Below are 22088 nucleotides of genomic sequence, written 5' to 3'. Positions count from 1 at the left end.
CGCAATGCCCTCTCTTTGCGGGAATATGATATACCGCTGAGAAACCTGCGCCTCAACCCCCGATAATCGGCGTTTGCCTGATAAAGACCACACGGATGTCAGCATGCGCTACCTGAGACGGCTTTACCCGCGACGCTTACGCAATCAAATGATACTGATGGCTATCCTGATGGTCATCGTGCCGACGCTCTCTATTGGTTATATCGTAGAAACCGAAGGCCGATCAGCGGTCTTATCTGAAAAAGAGAAAAAATTATCGGCTGTCGTGCATCTGCTTGATGAAGCGCTGGGCGACAGCTTCAACCAGCATGAAAATCTGCCGCGCGATGAGCGTATCCGCGCGCTGAATGCGCAGTTATCACCGGTCACTGAGCGTATCACCCGCGCGTTTCCGGGAATTGGCGCGGGCTATTACAATAAGGCGCTGGACGCCATTATCACCTACGCTCCTTCGGCACTGTATCAGAACAACGTCGGGGTCACTATCGCTCCCGATCATCCTGGCCGGGAGGTCATGAGTACCAACGCCCCGGTGGTATTTTCAGGCCGGCAGGTGCGCGGCGATATCCTCAACTCAATGATTCCGATAGCGCGGCATGGCGAGGTCATTGGTTATATCTGGGCGAATGAGTTGACCGAAGATATTCGCCGACAGGCCTGGAAAATGGATGTTCGTATTATTGCCGTTCTGGCGGCGGGGCTTATCAGCAGCCTGTTACTGATCATTCTCTTCTCACGCCGTCTGAGCGCCAATATCGATATCATCACTGAAGGCTTGCCTACTCTTGCGCAGAAAACGCCGGCCCAGTTACCCGATCTCCCCGGTGAACTGGGGCAAATCAGCCGCAGCGTCAACGCTCTGGCGCAGACACTGCGGGAAACCAAGACGCTGAACGATCTGATTATTGAGAACGCCGCCGATGGGGTTATCGCGATCGACAGACAAGGTAATGTCACCACGATGAACCCTGCCGCAGAGACCATCACGGGTTATACGCTGCATGAACTGGCCGGGCGCCCCTACTCAACGCTGTTCGCCGATCCTCATTTCTCCAGCCCTGTGCTTGACACTCTGGAGAACGGCACCGAACATCTGGCTCAGGAAGTCAGCTTCCCCGCGCGTGACCGGACAATTGAACTCAGCGTCACCACCAGTCGTATTCATAACGCTGACGGTGAGTTGATTGGCGCGCTGGTGATGTTTTCCGATTTAACCGCCCGTAAAGAGGCGCAGCGCCGTCTGGCGCAAACGGAGAGACTCGCCACGCTGGGTGAACTGATGGCAGGCGTGGCGCATGAAGTGCGCAACCCGCTCACCGCCATCCGGGGTTATGTGCAGATTATTCGCCAGCAAATCAATCTGCCTGTACATCAGGAGTACCTGTCCGTCGTACTGAAAGAAATTGATTCTATTAATAAAGTCATCCAGCAACTATTGGACTTCTCCCGACCACGACAAAGTCAGTGGCAGCAGGTATCCATTAATACGCTGATCGAGGAGGCGTTGATCCTGGTGCAGACTTCCGGGGTGCAGGCGCGAATCAACTTCAACACGGAATTCAACGCCGCATTGCCCACGATCGTCGCCGATCGCGAACTGCTCAAACAGGTGCTCCTGAACATGCTTATCAACGCGGTGCAGGCGATAGGCGCGCGCGGCGAAATTCGTATCCGAACCTGGCGCTACACGACCACGCATCTGGCGATCGCCATTGAAGATAATGGCTGCGGTATTGACGTCGCTTTGCAGAAAAAAATCTTTGATCCGTTCTTCACCACCAAAGCGTCAGGAACCGGCCTCGGGCTGGCGTTAAGTCAGCGCATTATCAATGCGCATCAGGGCGACATATACGTTACCAGTATGCCCGGATGCGGCGCGACCTTTACCCTTATTTTACCGATTAACCCGCAGGAAACCTCGTCAGAATGAAAACTCGCTACCGTATTCTCATCGTTGATGACGAAGATAATGTTCGCCGTATGCTCGCCACCGCGTTTTCGCTGCAAGGGCATGAAACCCAGTGCGCCAGTAACGGTCAGACAGCACTGCAACATTTTGCCGACGCGCCGCCCGACGTGGTGCTGATGGACATCCGCATGCCGGAGATGAACGGCATTGAAGCGCTGAAAGTGATGCGCGCGCAGCATCCACGGGTCCCCATTATTCTGATGACAGCCTACGCTGAAGTGGAAACCGCCGTAGAAGCACTGCGCAGCGGCGCATTTGATTATGTGATTAAACCGTTCGACCTCGATGAACTGAACTTATTGATTCAGCGGGCCTTGCAGCTCCAGGCCATGAAACAGGAGATCCGCAGCCTGCATCAGGCGCTGAGCACCAGCTGGCAATGGGGACATATCCTGACCAACAGTCCGGGGATGATGGATATCTGCAAAGATACCGCGAAAATCGCGCTTTCCCAGGCCAACGTGCTCATTAGCGGCGAAAGCGGCACTGGAAAAGAGTTGATCGCCCGCGCCATTCACTATAACTCACGCCGGGCAAACGGCCCCTTCATCAAGATTAACTGTGCGGCGCTGCCGGAATCACTGCTGGAAAGCGAACTGTTCGGCCACGAAAAAGGGGCGTTTACCGGCGCACAAACGCGACGCCAGGGACTGTTTGAGCGCGCTCATCAGGGAACGCTGCTGCTGGACGAAATAGGCGAAATGCCGCTGGTGTTACAGGCTAAGCTGCTGCGAATCCTCCAGGAGAGGGAGTTTGAACGCATTGGCGGGCATCAAACCATTCAGGTTGATATCCGCATTGTCGCCGCCACCAACCGGAATTTGCAGGAAATGGTGAAAGAAGGCACCTTCCGTGAAGATCTGTTTTATCGGCTAAATGTGATTCATCTGACGCTTCCTCCTTTGCGTGAGCGGCGGGAAGATATCCCCCTGTTGGCCAACCACTTTTTGCAGAAATTCAGCTCAGAAAACCAGCGGGATATTATTGAAATTGACCCTTCCGCTATGTCACTTCTCACCGCCTGGCCGTGGCCCGGTAATATCCGCGAATTATCCAATGTGATTGAGCGCGCGGTGGTGATGAACACCGGGGCGGTGATTTTTGCCGAAGACCTCCCTACCCAGTTCCGCCAGTCGGTGAGTCACGCCAGCGGAATAAAGCCAGCCCAACCCGGTGAACGGAACCTGAAAGAAGAGATTAAACGCGAAGAACGCCGAATCATTATGGAAGTTCTGGAGCAGCAGGAGGGAAACCGCACGCGCACCGCGTTAATGCTGGGCATCAGCCGACGCGCGTTGATGTACAAATTGCAGGAGTACGGCATCGATCCGGCAGGCCTCTGATACCAGAAGTTGCTATGCAGAATTTTGCACAGTGCGCAAAATTCTGCATAGCACCTCACGCCCTCTCATCCCCCTTCCGTGAAAATTAATTTTTATATTCATCAGGTTAACCCTTCTCTTTTCGGTTTATCAATCCTGGCATCCCGCTTGCTATTTCCTTTGCGTACCCAAAATGGAGTATGCAAAAGGGAAACATAATGAAAACAAAACTGATCACCTTACAGAACGCCTCAGGCTTCTTTCGCGACGGCATGACCATCATGGTTGGCGGTTTTATGGGGGTAGGCACCCCGCCCCGCCTTGTTGAAGCCTTACTTGAATCCGGTGTCAGGGACCTGACGTTGATCGCCAACGATACCGCATTTGTCGATACCGGCATCGGCCCGCTCATCGTGAATGGCCGGGTGCGCAAGGTCATCGCCTCCCATATCGGCACCAACCCGGAAACGGGTCGGCGGATGATTGCCAAAGAGATGGAGGTTCAACTGGTTCCGCAAGGCACCCTGATTGAACAAATCCGCTGCGGCGGCGCCGGGCTGGGCGGTTTTCTGACCCCGACTGGCGTCGGCACCGTGGTTGAAGAGGGAAAGCAAACGCTTCAGCTCGATGGCAAAACCTGGCTGCTGGAGCGTCCACTGCGTGCAGATCTGGCGCTTATTCGCGCCCACTGCGCCGACCCGCTCGGCAACCTGACCTACCAGCTCAGTGCCCGTAATTTTAACCCCCTCATTGCTCTCGCCGCAGACATCACCCTGGTTGAGCCTGACGAACTGGTTGAAACAGGCGATCTACTGCCTGACCAGATTGTCACCCCTGGCGCTGTTATCGACCACATCGTTATTCCACAGGAGAGCAAATAATGGATGCTAAACAACGTATTGCGCGCCGCGTGGCGCAAGAGCTGCATGATGGCGACGTGGTTAACCTGGGAATTGGTTTGCCGACGATGGTCGCAAACTACCTGCCGGATGACATTCACATCACCCTGCAATCTGAGAACGGCTTTCTGGGACTGGGGCCGGTCACGACGGCCCACCCGGATCTGGTGAACGCTGGCGGTCAACCCTGCGGCATTTTGCCCGGTGCGGCAATGTTCGACAGCGCCATGTCGTTCGCATTGATTCGCGGGGGCCATGTTGACGCCTGCGTACTCGGCGGGCTACAGGTGGATGAGCAGGCAAACCTCGCCAACTGGGTGGTTCCCGGCAAAATGGTTCCCGGCATGGGGGGCGCAATGGATCTGGTCACCGGCGCGCGCAAAGTGATCATTGCAATGGAACATTGCGCGAAAGACGGCTCGGCGAAAATTCTGCGCCAGTGCACCATGCCGCTCACCGCCCAGCACGCGGTGCATATGCTGGTTACCGAACTGGCTGTATTTCGCTTTATCGACGGCAAGATGTGGCTGACAGAAATCGCCGAAGGGTGTGATTTGGAAACCCTGCGGGCAAAAACTGAAGCGCACTTTGAGGTTGCGGCCGATCTGGTCATTCAGAGAGGTGACGCATGATTGGGCGTATTTCACGTTTTATGACGCGGGTCGTCAGCCGCTGGCTTCCTGATCCGCTGATCTTCGCAATGCTGTTAACCCTGCTGACGTTCGGGATCGCTCTCTGGCTGACGCCGCAAACGCCGGTCAGTATGGTGAGGTTCTGGGGTGACGGCTTCTGGAACCTGCTGGCTTTCGGTATGCAAATGGCGCTGATTATCGTGACGGGCCACGCCCTGGCCAGTTCCGGTCCGGTTAAAAGCCTGCTGCGTACCGCCGCTTCAGCCGCTAAGACGCCCGCCCAGGGCGTCATGCTGGTGACCTTCTTTGGCTCGGTCGCCTGCGTGATCAACTGGGGCTTTGGTCTGGTGGTCGGCGCAATGTTTGCCCGTGAAGTGGCCCGTCGCGTGCCGGGTTCCGATTATCCGCTGCTTATCGCCTGCGCCTATATCGGTTTTCTCACCTGGGGCGGCGGCTTCTCTGGCTCTATGCCCCTGCTGGCCGCAACGCCAGACAACCCGGTAGAACACGTCGCGGGGTTGATTCCGGTTAGCGACACCCTGTTCACCGGGTTCAATATTTTCATCACGCTCGGCCTCATCGTGGTGATGCCGTTTATTACCCGAATGATGACGCCAAAACCCTCCGACGTGGTCAGCATCGATCCGAAACTGCTGCTGGAAGAAGCCGATTTTCAGAAGAAACTGCCGGCTGACGCGCCACCGTCGGAAAAACTGGAAGAGAGCCGCATTCTCGCGCTGATCATTGGCGCATTAGGGATTGCCTATCTGGGGCTCTACTTCGCCGAGAAGGGATTCAACATCACCATCAATACCGTCAATCTGATGTTTATGATCGCCGGTCTGCTGCTGCACAAAACGCCAATGGCCTACATGCGCGCCATCAGCGCCGCAGCGCGCAGTACCGCCGGTATTCTGGTGCAGTTCCCCTTCTACGCCGGGATCCAACTGATGATGGAACACTCCGGCCTCGGTGGCCTTATCACTGAATTCTTCATCAACGTCGCCAACAAAGACACCTTCCCGGTGATGACCTTTTTCAGCTCTGCGCTGATTAACTTTGCCGTGCCATCAGGCGGCGGCCACTGGGTTATCCAGGGGCCATTCGTCATGCCTGCGGCTCAGGCGCTGGGGGCGGACCTCGGCAAGTCAGTCATGGCGATCGCCTACGGTGAGCAGTGGATGAATATGGCGCAGCCATTCTGGGCGCTGCCCGCCCTGGCAATCGCCGGACTCGGGGTACGCGACATTATGGGCTACTGCATCACCGCCCTGCTCTTCTCCGGGATCATTTTTGTCATCGGTTTGACCTTTTTCTGACGGCAACCACGCACTTTTAAGGAACAGAAGATGAAAAACTGTGTCATCGTCAGCGCGGCACGTACCGCAATCGGCAGTTTTAACGGCGCACTGGCAACCACCAGCGCCATCGACCTTGGCGCCACCGTGATTAAAGCGGCGCTTGAACGCGCGCAGCTCGACCCGCAACGGGTGGATGAAGTGATTATGGGCAATGTGCTACAAGCTGGTCTTGGGCAAAACCCGGCGCGTCAGGCACTGCTCAAAAGCGGCCTCGCAGAGACGGTCTGCGGCTTTACCGTTAACAAAGTATGCGGCTCCGGCCTCAAAAGCGTGGCGCTTGCCGCGCAGGCGATTCAGGCCGGACAGGCACAGGCGATTGTCGCAGGCGGTATGGAAAATATGAGCCAGGCGCCGTATCTGCTGGATGCCAAGGCCCGCTGGGGCTATCGTCTTGGCGACGGACAGCTCTCCGATGTGATCCTGCGCGACGGTCTGATCTGCGCCACTCACGGCTACCATATGGGGATCACGGCAGAAAACGTCGCCCGGGAATACGGCATCAGCCGGGAGATGCAGGATGAGCTGGCGCTGCTCTCACAGCGCAAAGCCGTTGCCGCTATTGATTCCGGCGCATTCCAGGCCGAAATTGTGCCGGTTAGCGTCACATCCCGTAAGAAAACCGTGGTGTTTGAGCGCGACGAGTTTCCGAAAGCCGATTCAACGGCGGAAGGTCTTGCAGCATTACGCCCGGCCTTCGACAAGGCGGGTACGGTAACGGCAGGAAACGCCTCTGGGATCAATGACGGCGCGGCAGCGCTGGTAGTGATGGAAGAATCCGCAGCGCTGGCGGCGGGCCTGACCCCACTGGCTCGTATCAAAGCCTATGCCAGCGGCGGCGTCGCCCCCGCGTTGATGGGGATGGGGCCGGTTCCCGCCACGCAAAAGGCGCTGCAACTGAGCGGTTTAACGCTTTCGGATATCGATCTGATCGAAGCCAACGAGGCGTTTGCCGCACAGTTCCTTGCCGTGGGTAAGACGCTCGGTTTTGATCCGCAGAAGGTGAACGTCAACGGTGGGGCTATCGCCCTGGGACACCCCATCGGCGCCAGCGGCGCGCGTATTCTGGTGACGCTGCTGCACGCCCTCTCTGCACGCGATAAAACGCTCGGGCTGGCCACGCTCTGCATCGGCGGCGGTCAGGGTATTGCGATGATAGTGGAAAGGATGAATTAAGGATTTGCGCCTTTGCCGGGTGGCGGCCTGATAAGGCGTTTACGCCGCCATCCGGCAAAAAAAAGGAGGCGCAATGGCCTCCTTTCACACACGATTCACAACGCCGAATTACTCGTCAGCGTCATCCGCTGCATCGTCATCGATTTCCGCTTCCGGGGCGATATCCTCGTCCCCTTCCGCTACGCTGCCGTCGATGGAGTCGAGTTCCTCGTCATCCACCGGCTCAGCAACACGTTGCAGACCCACCACGTTTTCATCTTCCGCCGTGCGGATGAGGATTACGCCCTGGGTGTTACGGCCAACGACGCTGATTTCCGATACGCGGGTACGAACCAGCGTACCGGCATCGGTGATCATCATGATCTGGTCGGCATCATCCACCTGTACCGCGCCAACAACGGAACCGTTGCGCTCGGTGACTTTAATGGAGATAACGCCCTGCGTGCCACGAGACTTGGTTGGGTATTCGCCTTCCGCCGTACGTTTACCGTAACCATTCTGCGTCACGGTCAGGATAGCGCCTTCACCACGCGGAATAATCAGAGAAACGACGCTGTCTTCGCCCGCCAGTTTGATGCCACGTACGCCGGTCGCGGTACGACCCATCGCACGAACGGCATCTTCTTTAAAGCGCACCACTTTACCGGCAGCGGAGAACAGCATGACTTCGTCGGAACCGGAGGTCAGATCCACGCCGATCAGCTCGTCGCCTTCGTTCAGGTTCACCGCGATAATACCGGCGGAACGCGGACGGCTGAACTCGGTCAGCGCCGTTTTCTTCACCGTACCGCTGGCGGTCGCCATAAAGACGTTAACGCCCTCTTCGTACTCGCGTACCGGCAGAATGGCGGTGATACGTTCGTCGGCTTCCAGCGGCAGCAGGTTGACGATCGGACGGCCACGCGCGCCACGGCTCGCTTCCGGCAACTGATAGACCTTCATCCAGTACAGACGGCCACGGCTGGAGAAGCAGAGGATCGTGTCGTGGGTGTTAGCCACCAGCAGACGGTCGATGAAGTCTTCTTCTTTTATACGCGCGGCAGATTTACCTTTCCCGCCACGACGTTGCGCTTCGTAATCGGTCAGCGGCTGATATTTGACGTAACCCTGGTGAGACAGCGTTACAACCACATCTTCCTGGCTGATCAGATCTTCGATATTAATATCGGCGCTGTTAGCGGTGATTTCAGTGCGACGCTCATCGCCAAACTGATCGCGGATCAGTTCCATCTCTTCGCGAATCACTTCCATCAGACGATCGGCGCTGCCCAGAATGTGCAGCAGTTCTGCGATCTGTTCCAGCAGCTCTTTGTACTCGTCGAGCAGTTTTTCATGCTCCAGGCCGGTCAGTTTCTGCAAGCGCAGATCCAGAATCGCCTGTGCCTGTTGTTCAGTCAGGTAATACTGACCATCACGCACGCCAAACTCCGGCTCCAGCCACTCAGGACGGGCAGCATCATCACCGGCGCGTTCCAGCATAGACGCCACGTTGCCCAGATCCCATGAACGGGAGATTAACGCCGCTTTTGCCTCTGCCGGCGTTGGCGCACGGCGGATCATCTCGATGATCGGATCGATGTTCGCCAGCGCAATCGCCAGCGCTTCAAGGATATGCGCGCGATCGCGGGCTTTACGCAGTTCGAAAATAGTACGGCGCGTCACCACTTCGCGGCGGTGACGCACGAACGCGGAAATGATCTCTTTCAGGTTCATGATCTTCGGCTGGCCGTGGTGCAGCGCAACCATGTTGATACCGAAAGAAACCTGCAACTGGGTCTGGGAATAAAGGTTGTTAAGCACCACTTCCCCGACGGCATCGCGTTTCACTTCAATCACGATGCGCATCCCGTCTTTATCAGACTCGTCGCGCAGCGCGCTGATGCCTTCAACGCGTTTGTCTTTCACCAGTTCAGCGATTTTCTCGATCAGGCGCGCTTTGTTCACCTGGTACGGAATTTCATGAACGATGATGGTTTCGCGGCCGGTTTTCGCGTCAGCTTCCACTTCCGCGCGAGCGCGAATGTACACTTTTCCGCGACCGGTACGATAGGCTTCTTCAATACCGCGACGACCGTTGATGATCGCGGCGGTCGGGAAGTCCGGGCCAGGAATGTGTTCCATCAGCCCTTCAATGCTGATGTCTTCATCATCGATATACGCCAGGCAACCGTTGATCACTTCCTTCAGGTTGTGCGGCGGGATATTGGTGGCCATACCTACCGCGATACCGGACGAGCCGTTTACCAGCAGGTTAGGAATTTTGGTCGGCATGACGTCAGGAATTTTTTCCGTGCCGTCATAGTTGTCAACGAAATCCACCGTCTCTTTTTCGAGATCGGCCATCAGTTCATGGGCAATCTTCGCCAGACGGATTTCCGTATAACGCATTGCCGCGGCAGAGTCGCCGTCGATAGAACCAAAGTTGCCCTGACCATCCACCAGCATGTAACGCAGCGAGAAAGGCTGCGCCATACGGACGATAGTGTCGTACACCGCGGAATCACCATGAGGATGGTATTTACCGATTACGTCACCAACAACACGGGCAGATTTTTTATAGGCTTTATTCCAGTCATTGCCCAATACGTTCATGGCGTATAGTACGCGACGGTGTACCGGCTTCAGGCCATCTCGGACATCCGGCAGCGCACGGCCAACAATGACCGACATCGCATAATCCAGATAAGAGCTCTTCAGCTCTTCCTCAATGTTGACCGGTGTAATTTCTCTCGCAAGGTCGCTCATCTAACCGCTATCCCTCTACTGTATCCCGGATTCAAAGGTCGCAAATTATAACACAATCGCAATGAGACAGGTAAATGGAATGGTCTTCTACGGAGGCTTTATTCATCCCGTCGTGCTGATATACTCAGGCGACTTGCCAAATAAGGAGTAAAAGCGCCAATGAATGCCGAAAAACCCCCGGTGACGCATAACGTTGATCACGAAGAAATCGCCAAATTTGAAGCTGTCGCGTCACGCTGGTGGGATCTTGAGGGTGAATTTAAGCCTCTGCACCGCATTAACCCGCTGCGCCTGGGCTACATTGCCGAGCGTTCCGGCGGCCTGTTCGGCAAAAAGGTGCTCGACGTTGGCTGCGGCGGCGGCATTCTGGCTGAGAGCATGGCGCGTGAAGGTGCGACGGTAACGGGCCTGGATATGGGCTTTGAGCCTTTGCAGGTCGCGAAACTGCACGCGCTGGAAAGCGGTATTCAGGTTGATTACGTGCAGGAGACGGTTGAAGAGCATGCGGCGAAACATGCGCACCAGTACGACGTCGTGACCTGTATGGAGATGCTGGAGCACGTACCGGACCCGCAATCGGTCGTCAGGGCCTGTGCGCAATTAGTTAAACCGGGCGGTGAAGTCTTTTTCTCGACCCTTAATCGCAACGGCAAGTCGTGGCTGATGGCCGTGGTGGGGGCGGAGTATATTTTACGCATGGTGCCGAAAGGCACGCACGATGTGAAAAAATTTATTAAGCCTGCGGAGTTGCTGAACTGGGTCGATCAGACCGTGTTGAAAGAGCGTCACATGACCGGGCTGCACTACAACCCGATTACCAACACCTTCAAACTCGGGCCGGGCGTTGATGTTAACTATATGGTTCACACTACCGCACAAGTTGACTAACTGCGTCTGTAGGCCGGATAAGGCGTTTACGCCGCCATCCGGCAATTTTGCCCGGGGCGCTGCGCTTGCCGGGCCTATGCATAGCCTACCAATCCTGAGTAGGATCGCCAGGGCAATTTTTGCGCCAGATCATAGGAACTTTTCCTGCCTTAGATGAAGAAATCAGCACTCGATCAAATTTTCATTTTTTTTTATGAATTATTGACATGCCCTCCAGGCCTTATAAGACGCGCACTTAGCGATTATCACCCTTTTGCAACCTCAATTTAACCTCAAAATCAACTCTTGTACTGAAAAGAATCCCTACTAGAATACTCACCATATAGCGTTTCATTTATCAGTTACCCCCTATATATAGTATTTATCCACAGACTTAGTCACAACGTGGCATTGTGGATAAACGGGGGATATTTTTTCTTTCACGGACAGGTAAAACCCACATGAATCAGAGTCTGCTGGTGACAAAGCGTGATGGTCGTACTGAACGCATCAATCTCGACAAAATCCATCGAGTTCTGGATTGGGCGGCAGAAGGACTGAATAACGTATCCATCTCCCAGGTTGAACTGCGTTCTCATATCCAGTTCTACGACGGCATCAAGACGTCCGATATCCATGAGACCATCATTAAGGCCGCTGCCGACCTGATCTCCCGCGATGCGCCGGATTATCAGTACCTGGCCGCGCGCCTGGCGATTTTCCACCTGCGTAAAAAGGCTTACGGCGAGTTCGAACCGCCAGCGCTTTACGATCATGTGGTGAAAATGGTTGAGCTGGGTAAATACGACAATCATCTGCTGGAAGACTACACGGAAGAAGAGTTCAAGCAGATGGATTCGTTCATCGTACACGACCGTGATATGACCTTCTCCTACGCTGCCGTTAAGCAGCTGGAAGGTAAATATCTGGTACAGAACCGTGTAACCGGCGAGATTTATGAAAGCGCGCAGTTCCTTTATATTCTGGTTGCCGCTTGCCTGTTCTCTAACTATCCGCGTGAAACCCGTCTCGACTACGTGAAACGTTTCTACGATGCGGTTTCTACATTCAAAATTTCTCTGCCGACGCCAATCATGTCCGGCGTGCGCACCCCGACTCGTCAGTTCAGTTCCTGCGTGCTGATCGAGTGCGGCGACAGCCTGGACTCCATTAACGCCACCTCCAGCGCAATCGTGAAATACGTCTCCCAGCGTGCCGGTATCGGCATCAACGCCGGTCGTATTCGCGCGCTGGGTAGCCCGATTCGCGGCGGCGAAGCGTTCCACACCGGCTGTATTCCGTTCTACAAACACTTCCAGACGGCGGTGAAATCCTGCTCTCAGGGCGGCGTGCGCGGCGGTGCGGCGACGCTGTTCTACCCGATGTGGCATCTGGAAGTGGAAAGCCTGCTGGTACTGAAGAACAACCGCGGCGTGGAAGGCAACCGCGTGCGTCACATGGACTACGGCGTACAGATCAACAAGCTGATGTACACCCGCCTGCTGAAAGGTGAAGACATCACCCTGTTCAGCCCGTCCGACGTTCCGGGTCTGTACGACGCTTTCTTCGCCGATCAGGACGAGTTCGAGCGTCTGTACACCAAATACGAAAAAGACGACAGCATTCGTAAGCAGCGCGTGAAAGCCGTGGATCTGTTCTCGCTGATGATGCAGGAACGCGCATCAACTGGCCGTATCTACATTCAGAACGTGGATCACTGCAACACCCACAGCCCGTTTGATGCGCAGGTTGCGCCGGTGCGCCAGTCCAACCTGTGCCTGGAAATCGCCCTGCCGACCAAGCCGCTGATGGACGTTAACGACGAAAACGGTGAAATCGCGCTGTGTACGCTTTCCGCCTTCAACCTGGGCGCAATTAACAGCCTGGAAGAACTGGAAGAGCTGGCGGTGCTGGCGGTACGCGCGCTGGATGCGCTGCTGGATTACCAGGATTACCCTATTCCGGCGGCTAAACGCGGCGCAATGGGCCGCCGTACGCTGGGTATCGGCGTGATTAACTACGCTTACTATCTGGCGAAACACGGCGTGCGTTACTCTGACGGCAGCGCGAACAACCTGACGCACAAAACGTTTGAAGCCATTCAGTACTATCTGCTGAAGGCCTCTAACGAGCTGGCGAAAGAGCAAGGCGCATGCCCGTGGTTTAATGAAACCACTTATGCTCAGGGCATTCTGCCGATCGACACCTACAAAAAAGATCTGGATGCGATCGCCAACGAAGCGCTGCACTACAACTGGGAAGCGCTTCGTGAGTCCATCAAAACGCACGGTCTGCGTAACTCCACGCTTTCCGCCCTGATGCCGTCTGAGACCTCTTCGCAGATCTCCAACGCCACTAACGGTATTGAACCGCCGCGCGGCCATGTCAGCATCAAAGCGTCGAAAGATGGCGTACTGCGCCAGGTGGTGCCGGATTACGAAGGGCTGAAAGACCGCTATGAGCTGCTGTGGGAAATGCCGAGCAACGACGGCTACCTGCAACTGGTCGGTATCATGCAGAAATTCATCGACCAGGCGATTTCCGCTAACACCAACTACGATCCGACGCGCTTCCCGTCTGGTAAAGTACCGATGCAGCAATTGCTGAAAGATCTGCTCACCGCCTATAAATTTGGCGTGAAAACCCTGTACTATCACAACACCCGTGACGGTGCGGAAGATGCGCAGGACGATCTGGTGCCGTCTATTCAGGACGATGGCTGCGAAAGCGGCGCATGTAAGATCTAAGTTATTTTTGCCGGGTAGCGCTACGCTTACCCGGCCTACGGTTTTGTAGGCCCGGCAAACGAAGTGCCGCCGGGCGATACAATCTCAACAGGACTCACTTCAATGGCATACACCACTTTTTCACAGACGAAAAACGACCAACTCAAAGAGCCGATGTTCTTTGGCCAGCCGGTCAACGTGGCACGCTACGACCAGCAAAAATATGACATCTTCGAAAAACTGATCGAAAAACAACTCTCCTTCTTCTGGCGCCCGGAAGAAGTTGACGTTTCACGCGATCGTATCGATTTCCAGTCATTGCCGGAACACGAAAAACATATTTTCATCAGCAACCTGAAGTACCAGACGCTACTGGACTCCATTCAGGGGCGTAGCCCGAACGTGGCATTACTGCCGCTGATCTCCATCCCGGAGCTGGAAACCTGGGTAGAAACCTGGGCGTTTTCTGAGACGATCCACTCGCGCTCGTATACCCATATCATCCGCAACATCGTTAACGATCCGGCGGTGGTATTTGACGACATCGTCACCAACGAACAAATTCAGAAGCGCGCGGAAGGCATTTCTCACTACTACGATGAGCTGATTGAAATGACCAGCTACTGGCATCTGCTGGGGGAAGGTACGCACAACGTGAACGGCAAAACCGTCACCGTGAACCTGCGTGCGCTGAAAAAACAGCTCTACCTGTGCCTGATGAGCGTTAACGCGCTGGAAGCGATTCGTTTCTACGTCAGCTTCGCCTGCTCCTTCGCTTTCGCGGAACGTAAGCTGATGGAAGGTAACGCCAAAATCATCCGTCTGATTGCCCGCGACGAAGCGCTGCATCTGACCGGCACGCAGCATATGCTGAACCTGCTGCGTAGCGGCATAGACGATCCAGAAATGGCGGAAATTGCCGAAGAGAGCAAGCAGGCGTGCTATGACCTGTTTGTACAGGCCGCGCAGCAAGAAAAAGAGTGGGCGGATTACCTGTTCCGCGACGGTTCCATGATCGGCCTGAACAAAGATATTCTGTGCCAGTACGTCGAGTACATCACCAATATCCGTATGCAGGCGGTCGGCCTGGAGCTGCCGTTCCAGACGCGCTCCAACCCGATCCCGTGGATCAACACCTGGCTGGTTTCCGATAACGTCCAGGTGGCGCCGCAGGAAGTGGAAGTCAGTTCTTACCTGGTCGGCCAGATTGACTCGGAAGTTGATACCGACGATCTGAGTAACTTCCAGCTCTGATGGGACGCGTGACGCTACGTCTTTCCGGCACCGAAGTGCTGTGTCGGGAAGAACACCCTTCTCTGCTGGTGGCGCTTGAGGCGCATCAGGTTGAAGTGGAGTACCAGTGTCGTGCGGGCTATTGCGGCTCCTGCCGCTGCCGTCTGGTTGCAGGCCAGGTTGACTGGCTGACCGAACCGCTGGCTTTTATCAGCGAAGGGGAAATTTTGCCCTGCTGTTGCAGGGCAAAAGGCGATATTGAGATAGAGATGTAGCCTTGTCGGGTGGCGCTACGCTTACCCGACCTACAAAACCGCAGTTCACAGGCCGGGTAAGGCGAAGCCGCCACCCGGCTTTTTAGTGCTTATCCTTCAAAAACGCCACCGCTTTATCCGGGAAATCGGTGAACAATCCATCCACCCCCGCCTTGTTATACAGGATGTCATAAAGCTGATTAACATCCGTGGCGTAGTCAGGAAGCTGATCGGCGCGTACGGTGTAAGGGTGTACCACCATCTTGTTCTGCTGCGCCTCTTTCACCATGCTGGTCAGCGTGATATGCCCGACCTTCGATTTTTCATCAATCAGCATATGGTAGTCCGGGCCGATCCCGTCAGCATAGCTGGCGATTTCTTTCATCGCGCCAGGCTTGAACATCCAGTCATAGTTATAGTTAACCCAACTGCCGTCCGGCTGTTTTTGCTGAGTTTCATTCCAGTCGGTATACGCAATCAACTGCACCAGATTGAGATCCATCCCCCTCTTCGGTTCCAGCTCATTCTTAATGCGCTTCAGCTCCGCGGCATCGAAACACTGCAAATAAACGTTATCTTTTTTACCGGTATAACCATACTTTTTCAGCACATCCAGCGTCTTAGCCGCAATATCCTTCCCTTCCTGATGATGGAACCACGGCGCTTTAATTTCTGGATAAATACCGATATTTTTTCCGGTCGAATGATTCAGCCCCTGAACAAACTCAATCTCTTCCTCAAAGGTATGCACGCGGAAATCTGATTTTCCCATCGGGAAACGGCCAGGGTAAGTCTGTACTTTCTTGCCGTTCTCAATATCAAAACCTTCGGTGAACTTCAGGGATTTAATTTCATCCAGTGTGAAATCAATGGCGTAGTAACGCCCGTCCTTGCGGGCGCGATTCGGAAAACGTTCGGCAACGTCGGTAACCCGGTCAAGATAGTGGTCATGCAGGACGACCAGATGGTCGTCCTTCGTCATCACCAAATCCTGCTCCAGATAATCGGCGCCCTGCGCATACGCCATCGCTTTCGCTGGCAGTGTGTGCTCCGGCAGATAGCCGCTGGCGCCACGGTGCGCAATCACGATTTTATCCGCAGCGATTGCCGCGCTGCTCACAACCATACCCGCCAGCATCAATGCCACGCTAAGATTTTTCAGTGTCGTCTTCATTCACTTAAGCTCCGTTGCGTTTCAACATCAGCTCTTCATGGTGACGTTTTTCGCCAATCATCACGATAATCAACAGGATAACCGCCAGAACGCTGCCGCCGATCATCACCATGAAGCCGCCGTCCCAGCCGAAGAAGTCAACGGTATAGCCAACAATGGCGCTCGCCGCGACGGAACCGCCGAGATAACCAAACAGGCCGGTGAAGCCCGCCGCCGTACCTGCCGCTTTTTTCGGTGCCAGTTCCAGCGCGTGCAGACCAATCAGCATGACCGGGCCATAAATCAGGAAGCCGATAACGATCATACAAGCCATATCTACGGTCGGATTTCCTGGAGGGTTCAGCCAGTAAACAACTGTGGCAATGGTCACCAGCGTCATAAAGAACACGCCCGTTGCGCCACGGTTGCCACGGAACACTTTATCCGACATCCAGCCGCACAGCAGCGTACCCGGGATACCGGCATATTCGTACAAGAAATACGCCCAGGACGATTTATCCAGCGCAAAGTGTTTCACTTCTCTCAGGTAGGTCGGCGACCAGTCGAGGATGCCGTAACGCAGCAGGTAAACGAACACGTTAGCAATCGCGATGTACCACAACAGTTTGTTCGGCAGCACGTACTGCATAAAGATCTGTTTTGCCGTCAGCTCTTCTTCCGCTTTTTCGTTGTAATCATCCGGGTAGTCGTTTTTGTACTCTTCAATCGGCGGCAGACCGCAGGACTGCGGCGTATCGCGCATCAGCGCGAAAGCGAAAATCGCCACCAGGATCGCACCGAACGCCGGCATGTAGAGCGCGGCTTTCCAGTCATTAAACCAGGCCATCCCCAGCAGGAACAGCAGCGGAGGAATACCGCCGCCAACGTTATGCGCGCAGTTCCAGACGGAGACGATACCGCCACGTTCTTTCTGTGACCACCAGTGCACCATTGTACGACCGCACGGCGGCCACCCCATTCCCTGGAACCAGCCGCAGAGGAACAGCAGCACGAACATCACGGCAATGCTGGACGTGGCCCACGGCACAAAGCCCATAAACAACATCACGGCCGCCGCCAGAATCAACCCTGCGGGCAGGAAAACGCGCGGATTCGAGCGGTCAGAGACCGACCCCATGATAAATTTCGAAAAACCATAGGCGATGGAGATCCCGGACAGCGCAAAACCCAGATCGCCGCGCGAGAATCCCTGCTCTACCAGGTAAGGCATCGCCAGCGCAAAGTTCTTACGCACCAGATAGTAAGCGGCATAACCAAAGAAAATCCCCAGGAAAATCTGCCAGCGCAGCCGACGATATGTCGGATCAATCTCCGCTGCTGGCAAGCGCGTTTTATGTTGCGCAGGTTTAAAAATACTTAACATATGTAGCCTCCGTGGCCGTGTCTTATTAGAGGTAAACACCGCAGTTCGTTTAACTAACCAACCTCGCTGCTCCCAGTGTGGGCGCGATGTTAAGTAAAGATACCTGTCGTTAATGTGAATTACAGCACAGATTGTTACACATTTATGACAAATGTTCAGAAAAGCGCACGAAATCACGTTTCATTTTCGAATCATGAGCGATTATGCGCGAAATCAAACAAACCATGCTTTTTATGTGGCTAAATGATAAAAAACGAACTGTGAGGGATAACCATGAAAACTCGCGACTCGCAAACAAGTGACGTGATTATCATTGGTGGGGGAGCCACAGGCGCAGGGATCGCCCGGGACTGTGCGCTACGCGGATTGCGCGTTATCTTAGTTGAGCGCCACGATATCGCGACCGGCGCAACCGGCCGTAACCACGGCCTGCTGCATAGCGGCGCCCGCTATGCCGTTACCGACGCGGAATCTGCCCGCGAATGCATCAGCGAAAACCAGATTCTGAAACGGATCGCCCGCCACTGCGTTGAGCCAACGGACGGTCTGTTCATTACCTTGCCGGAAGACGAATTATCCTTCCAGGCCACCTTTATTCGCGCCTGCGAAGAGGCGGGCATTCGCGCCGAAGCGATTGATCCGCAACAGGCGCGGCTGATCGAACCGGCCGTCAATCCGCAGTTGATTGGCGCGGTGAAAGTGCCTGACGGCACTGTCGATCCCTTCCGGCTGACCGCCGCGAATATGCTGGATGCCAGAGAACATGGCGCAATCATTTTAACGGCGCATGAAGTCACCGGACTTATTCGCGAAGGCGCGACCATTTGCGGTGTGAACGTGCATAACCATCTCACAGGGGAAAGCCAATCGCTGCATGCGCCGGTCGTGGTGAATGCCGCAGGCATCTGGGGTCAGCGCATTGCGGAATACGCCGATCTGAGCATCCGCATGTTCCCGGCGAAAGGGTCGCTGCTGATTATGGATCATCGCATTAACCAGCATGTGATTAACCGCTGCCGCAAGCCGTCCGACGCCGATATTCTGGTGCCCGGCGATACCATCTCGCTCATCGGTACTACGTCGACCCACATTGATTACAACGAGATCGACAGCAACCGCGTCACTGCGGAAGAGGTTGATATTCTGCTGCGTGAAGGGGAAAAACTGGCGCCGGTGATGGCGAAAACGCGCATTTTGCGCGCCTACTCGGGCGTGCGTCCGCTGGTCGCCAGCGATGACGATCCGAGCGGTCGTAATGTCAGCCGCGGCATTGTGCTGTTTGACCATGCTGCACGCGACGGGCTGGACGGGTTTATCACCATTACGGGCGGTAAGCTGATGACCTACCGCCTGATGGCGGAATGGGCAACCGACGCGGTATGCCGAAAACTGGGCAACACTCGCCCCTGCGTCACCGCGCAAACCGCCCTTCCCGGCTCGCAGGAACCCACGGAAAACACGCTTAAACGCGTGATCTCGCTGCCCGCCCCGCTACGCGGTTCCGCCGTCTATCGTCACGGCGATCGTACTCCGGCCTGGCTCAGCGAAGGTCGCCAGCACCGCAGCCTGGTCTGTGAATGCGAAGCGGTCACCGCAGGCGAAGTGCAGTACGCCGTCGAAAATTTAACCGTCAACAGCCTGCTGGATCTGCGCCGCCGTACCCGCGTAGGCATGGGCACATGTCAGGGAGAACTGTGCGCCTGCCGCGCCGCCGGGCTGCTGCAACGTTTTAATGTCACTACCGCCGCTCAGTCCATCACTCAGCTTTCTGCGTTCCTTAATGAACGCTGGAAAGGCGTACAGCCTGTCGCCTGGGGAGACGCGCTGCGCGAAAGCGAGTTCACGCGCTGGGTTTATCAGGGATTGTGCGGTCTGGAGAAGGAGCACCAGGATGAAATTTGATACGGTCATTATGGGTGGCGGTCTCGCCGGATTACTGTGTGGCCTGGAACTGCAAAAACACGGTTTGCGCTGTGCGATTGTCACTCGCGGCCAAAGCGCGCTGCACTTCTCCTCCGGCTCGCTGGATCTACTCAGCACCCTGCCGGACGGTCAGCCCGTCACAAATATCACTGAAGGTCTGAATGCGTTACGCGAACAAGCGCCGACGCACCCTTACACCACAATTGGCGCGTCAACCGTTCTGGAACTGGCGCAGCAGGCGCAAGCGTTGCTGGAAGCGTCTGGCGCGCATTTACAGGGCGATGTACAACAGTCGCATCTGCGTGTCACGCCGTTGGGAACATTGCGCGCCACCTGGCTAAGCTCGCCAGAAGTGCCCGTCTGGCCGCTGGCCGCGCAACGCATTTGCGTCGTCGGCATCAGCGGTTTACTGGACTTTCAGGCGCACCTCGCGGCGGCGTCGCTGCGTCAGCACCATCTCACGGTAGAGACGGCAGAGATCGACCTGCCTGAGCTGGACGTATTACGCGATAACCCGACGGAGTTTCGTGCGGTGAATATTGCGCGTTTGCTCGATAACGAAGAAAAATGGCCGTTGCTCCACGACGCGCTCTTACCGATAGCAAAAACCTGCGACATGATCATCATGCCCGCCTGTTTCGGCCTGGCGGATGACAGCCTCTGGCGCTGGCTCAATGAACGCCTGCCCTGCTCGCTGAATTTGCTGCCGACGCTGCCGCCTTCTGTGCCGGGCATTCGCCAGCACAATCGCTTGCAGCGCCAGTTTGTTCGTCAGGGCGGGATCTGGATGCCGGGCGACGAGGTGAAAAAAGTGACCTGCCGTAACGGCGTCGTGAGCGAAGTCTGGACCCGCAACCATGCCGACATTCCTCTGCGCCCGCGCTTTGCGGTACTCGCCAGCGGCAGCTTCTTCAGCAGCGGCCTGGTCGCCGAACGCGACGGTATTCGCGAACCCATTATGGGACTGGACGTTCAGCAAACGGCCACCCGCGCCGAATGGTATCAGCGTGATTTCTTTGATGCGCAACCCTGGCAGCAGTTTGGCGTCACGACCGATGATGCGCTGCGCCCCTCACTGGCGGGGCAGACCGTAGAAAATCTGTTTGCCATCGGCTCGGTGCTCGGCGGATTCGATCCGATAGCCCAGGGATGCGGAGGCGGCGTATGCGCAGTCAGCGCCTTACACGCCGCACGTCACATTGCAGAACGTGCAGGAGGTCAGCAATGAGCGATACGAGTTTCGAGAGTTGTATCAAATGCACGGTGTGCACCACCGCCTGCCCGGTCAGCCGGGTGAATCCTGGCTATCCGGGCCCCAAACAGGCAGGGCCGGACGGCGAGCGCCTGCGCCTGAAAGACGGCGCGCTGTACGACGATGCGCTGAAATACTGCATTAACTGCAAACGCTGCGAAGTGGCCTGCCCGTCAGACGTTAAAATTGGCGATATCATCCAGCGTGCGCGCGCCAGATATGACACTTCGCGCCCGTCGCTGCGCAACTTTATCTTAAGCCACACCGATTTAATGGGCAGCGTCTCTACGCCGTTCGCCCCGGTCGTCAATACCGCGACGTCGCTGAAACCGGTTCGTCAGTTGCTCGACTATGCGTTGAAGATCGACCATCGCCGTACGCTGCCGAAATACTCCTTCGGCACCTTCCGCCGCTGGTATCGCAGCGTTGCGGCACAGCAGGCGCAGTACAAAGATCAGGTCGCCTTCTTCCACGGCTGCTTCGTCAATTACAACCATCCGCAGCTCGGTAAGGATTTAATTAACGTCCTGAACGCAATGGGCACCGGCGTGCAGTTGTTAAGTAAAGAGAAGTGTTGCGGCGTGCCGCTGATCGCCAACGGTTTTACCGATAAAGCGCGCAAGCAGGCGGTGAGCAATGTGGCGTCGCTCAGAGAAGCGATTGGCGTAAAAGGCATTCCGGTTATCGCAACCTCATCAACCTGCACCTTTGCCCTGCGTGATGAATACCCGGAAGTGCTGGACGTGGATAACAGCGGGCTGCGTGAGCATATCGAACTCGCGACCCGTTGGCTGTGGCGTAAGATCGATGCAGGCCAGACGCTGCCGCTGAAAAAATTACCGCTGAAGGTGGTTTACCATACGCCGTGCCATATGGAGAAGATGGGCTGGACGCTCTATACGCTGGAGTTGCTGCGCCAGATCCCAGGTCTGGAACTGACCGTGCTGGACTCCCAGTGCTGTGGGATTGCCGGAACCTACGGTTTTAAAAAGGAAAACTACCCCACCTCGCAATCCATCGGCGCCCCGCTGTTCCGCCAGATTGAAGAGAGCGGCGCGGATATTGTGGTGACCGACTGTGAAACCTGTAAGTGGCAAATTGAGATGTCGACAAGCAAACGCTGCGAACATCCGATTACCCTGCTTGCCCAGGCATTAGGTTAAGCGCGTTAACGTCTTATCGGGCCTGCAAACCA

16 protein-coding genes are annotated in these 22088 nt (G+C 55.7%); 13 read left to right on the top strand and 3 right to left on the bottom strand.

The features are described 5' to 3' along the window. Positions 1-103 precede the first annotated feature (103 nt). The 6 genes from atoS to OGY62_RS16655 all read left to right on the top strand — a co-directional run bounded on the left by atoS (position 104) and on the right by OGY62_RS16655 (position 7356). Positions 104-1930, top strand: a complete 1827-nt coding sequence (gene atoS / locus OGY62_RS16680; protein WP_114848241.1) for a two-component system sensor histidine kinase AtoS — start codon at positions 104-106, stop codon at positions 1928-1930. Then, a complete protein-coding gene (gene atoC, locus OGY62_RS16675) occupies positions 1927-3312 on the top strand; it encodes an acetoacetate metabolism transcriptional regulator AtoC (RefSeq protein WP_012131530.1) in 1386 nt (461 codons plus the stop codon). The genes atoS and atoC overlap by 4 nt, the downstream gene beginning before the upstream one ends. A gap of 197 nt (positions 3313-3509) precedes the next feature. Further along, a complete protein-coding gene (gene atoD, locus OGY62_RS16670; RefSeq protein WP_104868419.1) occupies positions 3510-4172 on the top strand; it encodes an acetate CoA-transferase subunit alpha in 663 nt (220 codons plus the stop codon). Continuing rightward, the gene (locus OGY62_RS16665) at positions 4172-4822 is read left to right on the top strand and encodes a 3-oxoacid CoA-transferase subunit B (RefSeq protein WP_012131528.1); all 651 of its coding nucleotides are present in this window, start codon (positions 4172-4174) and stop codon (positions 4820-4822) included. Before atoD ends, OGY62_RS16665 begins: the two co-directional genes overlap by 1 nt. Then, positions 4819-6141 (top strand): TIGR00366 family protein, encoded by a 1323-nt coding sequence (locus OGY62_RS16660; RefSeq protein WP_286460302.1) that lies wholly within the window; start codon positions 4819-4821, stop codon positions 6139-6141. Before OGY62_RS16665 ends, OGY62_RS16660 begins: the two co-directional genes overlap by 4 nt. 30 nt (positions 6142-6171) lie before the next feature. Next, the gene (locus tag OGY62_RS16655) at positions 6172-7356 is read left to right on the top strand and encodes an acetyl-CoA C-acetyltransferase (protein WP_047462384.1); all 1185 of its coding nucleotides are present in this window, start codon (positions 6172-6174) and stop codon (positions 7354-7356) included. A 108-nt stretch (positions 7357-7464) separates the two neighbouring features. On the opposite strand, the gene gyrA is transcribed toward OGY62_RS16655, so the two are convergent. Beyond that, entirely contained in the window at positions 7465-10101 is a 2637-nt protein-coding gene (gene gyrA, locus OGY62_RS16650; RefSeq protein WP_047462381.1) for a DNA topoisomerase (ATP-hydrolyzing) subunit A, read from the bottom strand. A gap of 159 nt (positions 10102-10260) precedes the next feature. On the opposite strand from gyrA, the gene ubiG reads away from it, so the two are divergent. From ubiG to yfaE, 4 genes are all read left to right on the top strand, one after another. Then, positions 10261-10989: a bifunctional 2-polyprenyl-6-hydroxyphenol methylase/3-demethylubiquinol 3-O-methyltransferase UbiG gene (ubiG, locus tag OGY62_RS16645; RefSeq protein WP_012131523.1), complete on the top strand. Its 729-nt coding sequence runs from the start codon at positions 10261-10263 to the stop codon at positions 10987-10989. 440 nt (positions 10990-11429) lie between these two features. Beyond that, complete coding sequence (gene nrdA, locus OGY62_RS16640; RefSeq protein ID WP_058667741.1) at positions 11430-13715, top strand: class 1a ribonucleoside-diphosphate reductase subunit alpha; 2286 nt, start codon at positions 11430-11432, stop codon at positions 13713-13715. A 102-nt stretch (positions 13716-13817) separates the two neighbouring features. After that, positions 13818-14948, top strand: coding sequence for a class Ia ribonucleoside-diphosphate reductase subunit beta (gene nrdB / locus OGY62_RS16635; protein WP_012131521.1), 1131 nt, complete (start codon positions 13818-13820; stop codon positions 14946-14948). Next, complete coding sequence (gene yfaE, locus OGY62_RS16630) at positions 14948-15202, top strand: class I ribonucleotide reductase maintenance protein YfaE (protein ID WP_012131520.1); 255 nt, start codon at positions 14948-14950, stop codon at positions 15200-15202. The genes nrdB and yfaE overlap by 1 nt, the downstream gene beginning before the upstream one ends. An 82-nt stretch (positions 15203-15284) precedes the next feature. Here yfaE and glpQ read toward each other — a convergent pair whose 3' ends face one another. Then, positions 15285-16355, bottom strand: a complete 1071-nt coding sequence (gene glpQ, locus OGY62_RS16625; protein WP_286460301.1) for a glycerophosphodiester phosphodiesterase — start codon at positions 16353-16355, stop codon at positions 15285-15287. Positions 16356-16359: 4 nt separating this feature from the next. Beyond that, positions 16360-17718, bottom strand: a complete 1359-nt coding sequence (gene glpT, locus OGY62_RS16620; protein WP_047462375.1) for a glycerol-3-phosphate transporter — start codon at positions 17716-17718, stop codon at positions 16360-16362. A gap of 273 nt (positions 17719-17991) precedes the next feature. Here glpT and glpA point away from each other — a divergent pair, with 273 nt between their 5' ends. Genes glpA through glpC form a run of 3 tightly spaced genes read left to right on the top strand, consistent with a single transcriptional unit; the run spans position 17992 to position 22056 of the window. Then, positions 17992-19620 carry an anaerobic glycerol-3-phosphate dehydrogenase subunit A gene (glpA, locus tag OGY62_RS16615; RefSeq protein WP_012131517.1) on the top strand — a complete coding sequence of 543 codons (1629 nt, stop codon included), beginning with the start codon at positions 17992-17994 and terminating at the stop codon, positions 19618-19620. Further along, a complete protein-coding gene (gene glpB, locus OGY62_RS16610) occupies positions 19610-20869 on the top strand; it encodes a glycerol-3-phosphate dehydrogenase subunit GlpB (protein WP_286460300.1) in 1260 nt (419 codons plus the stop codon). The genes glpA and glpB overlap by 11 nt, the downstream gene beginning before the upstream one ends. Further along, a complete protein-coding gene (gene glpC / locus OGY62_RS16605; RefSeq protein WP_058667751.1) occupies positions 20866-22056 on the top strand; it encodes an anaerobic glycerol-3-phosphate dehydrogenase subunit GlpC in 1191 nt (396 codons plus the stop codon). Before glpB ends, glpC begins: the two co-directional genes overlap by 4 nt. Positions 22057-22088: the final 32 nt, after the last annotated feature.

It is taken from the genome of Citrobacter sp. CK198, from assembly GCF_030333295.1.
Lineage (GTDB): Bacteria > Pseudomonadota > Gammaproteobacteria > Enterobacterales > Enterobacteriaceae > Citrobacter_B > Citrobacter_B koseri.
Note: the sequence above shows the minus strand (reverse complement) of the source record. Positions and strands in the feature narration are given on the sequence as shown.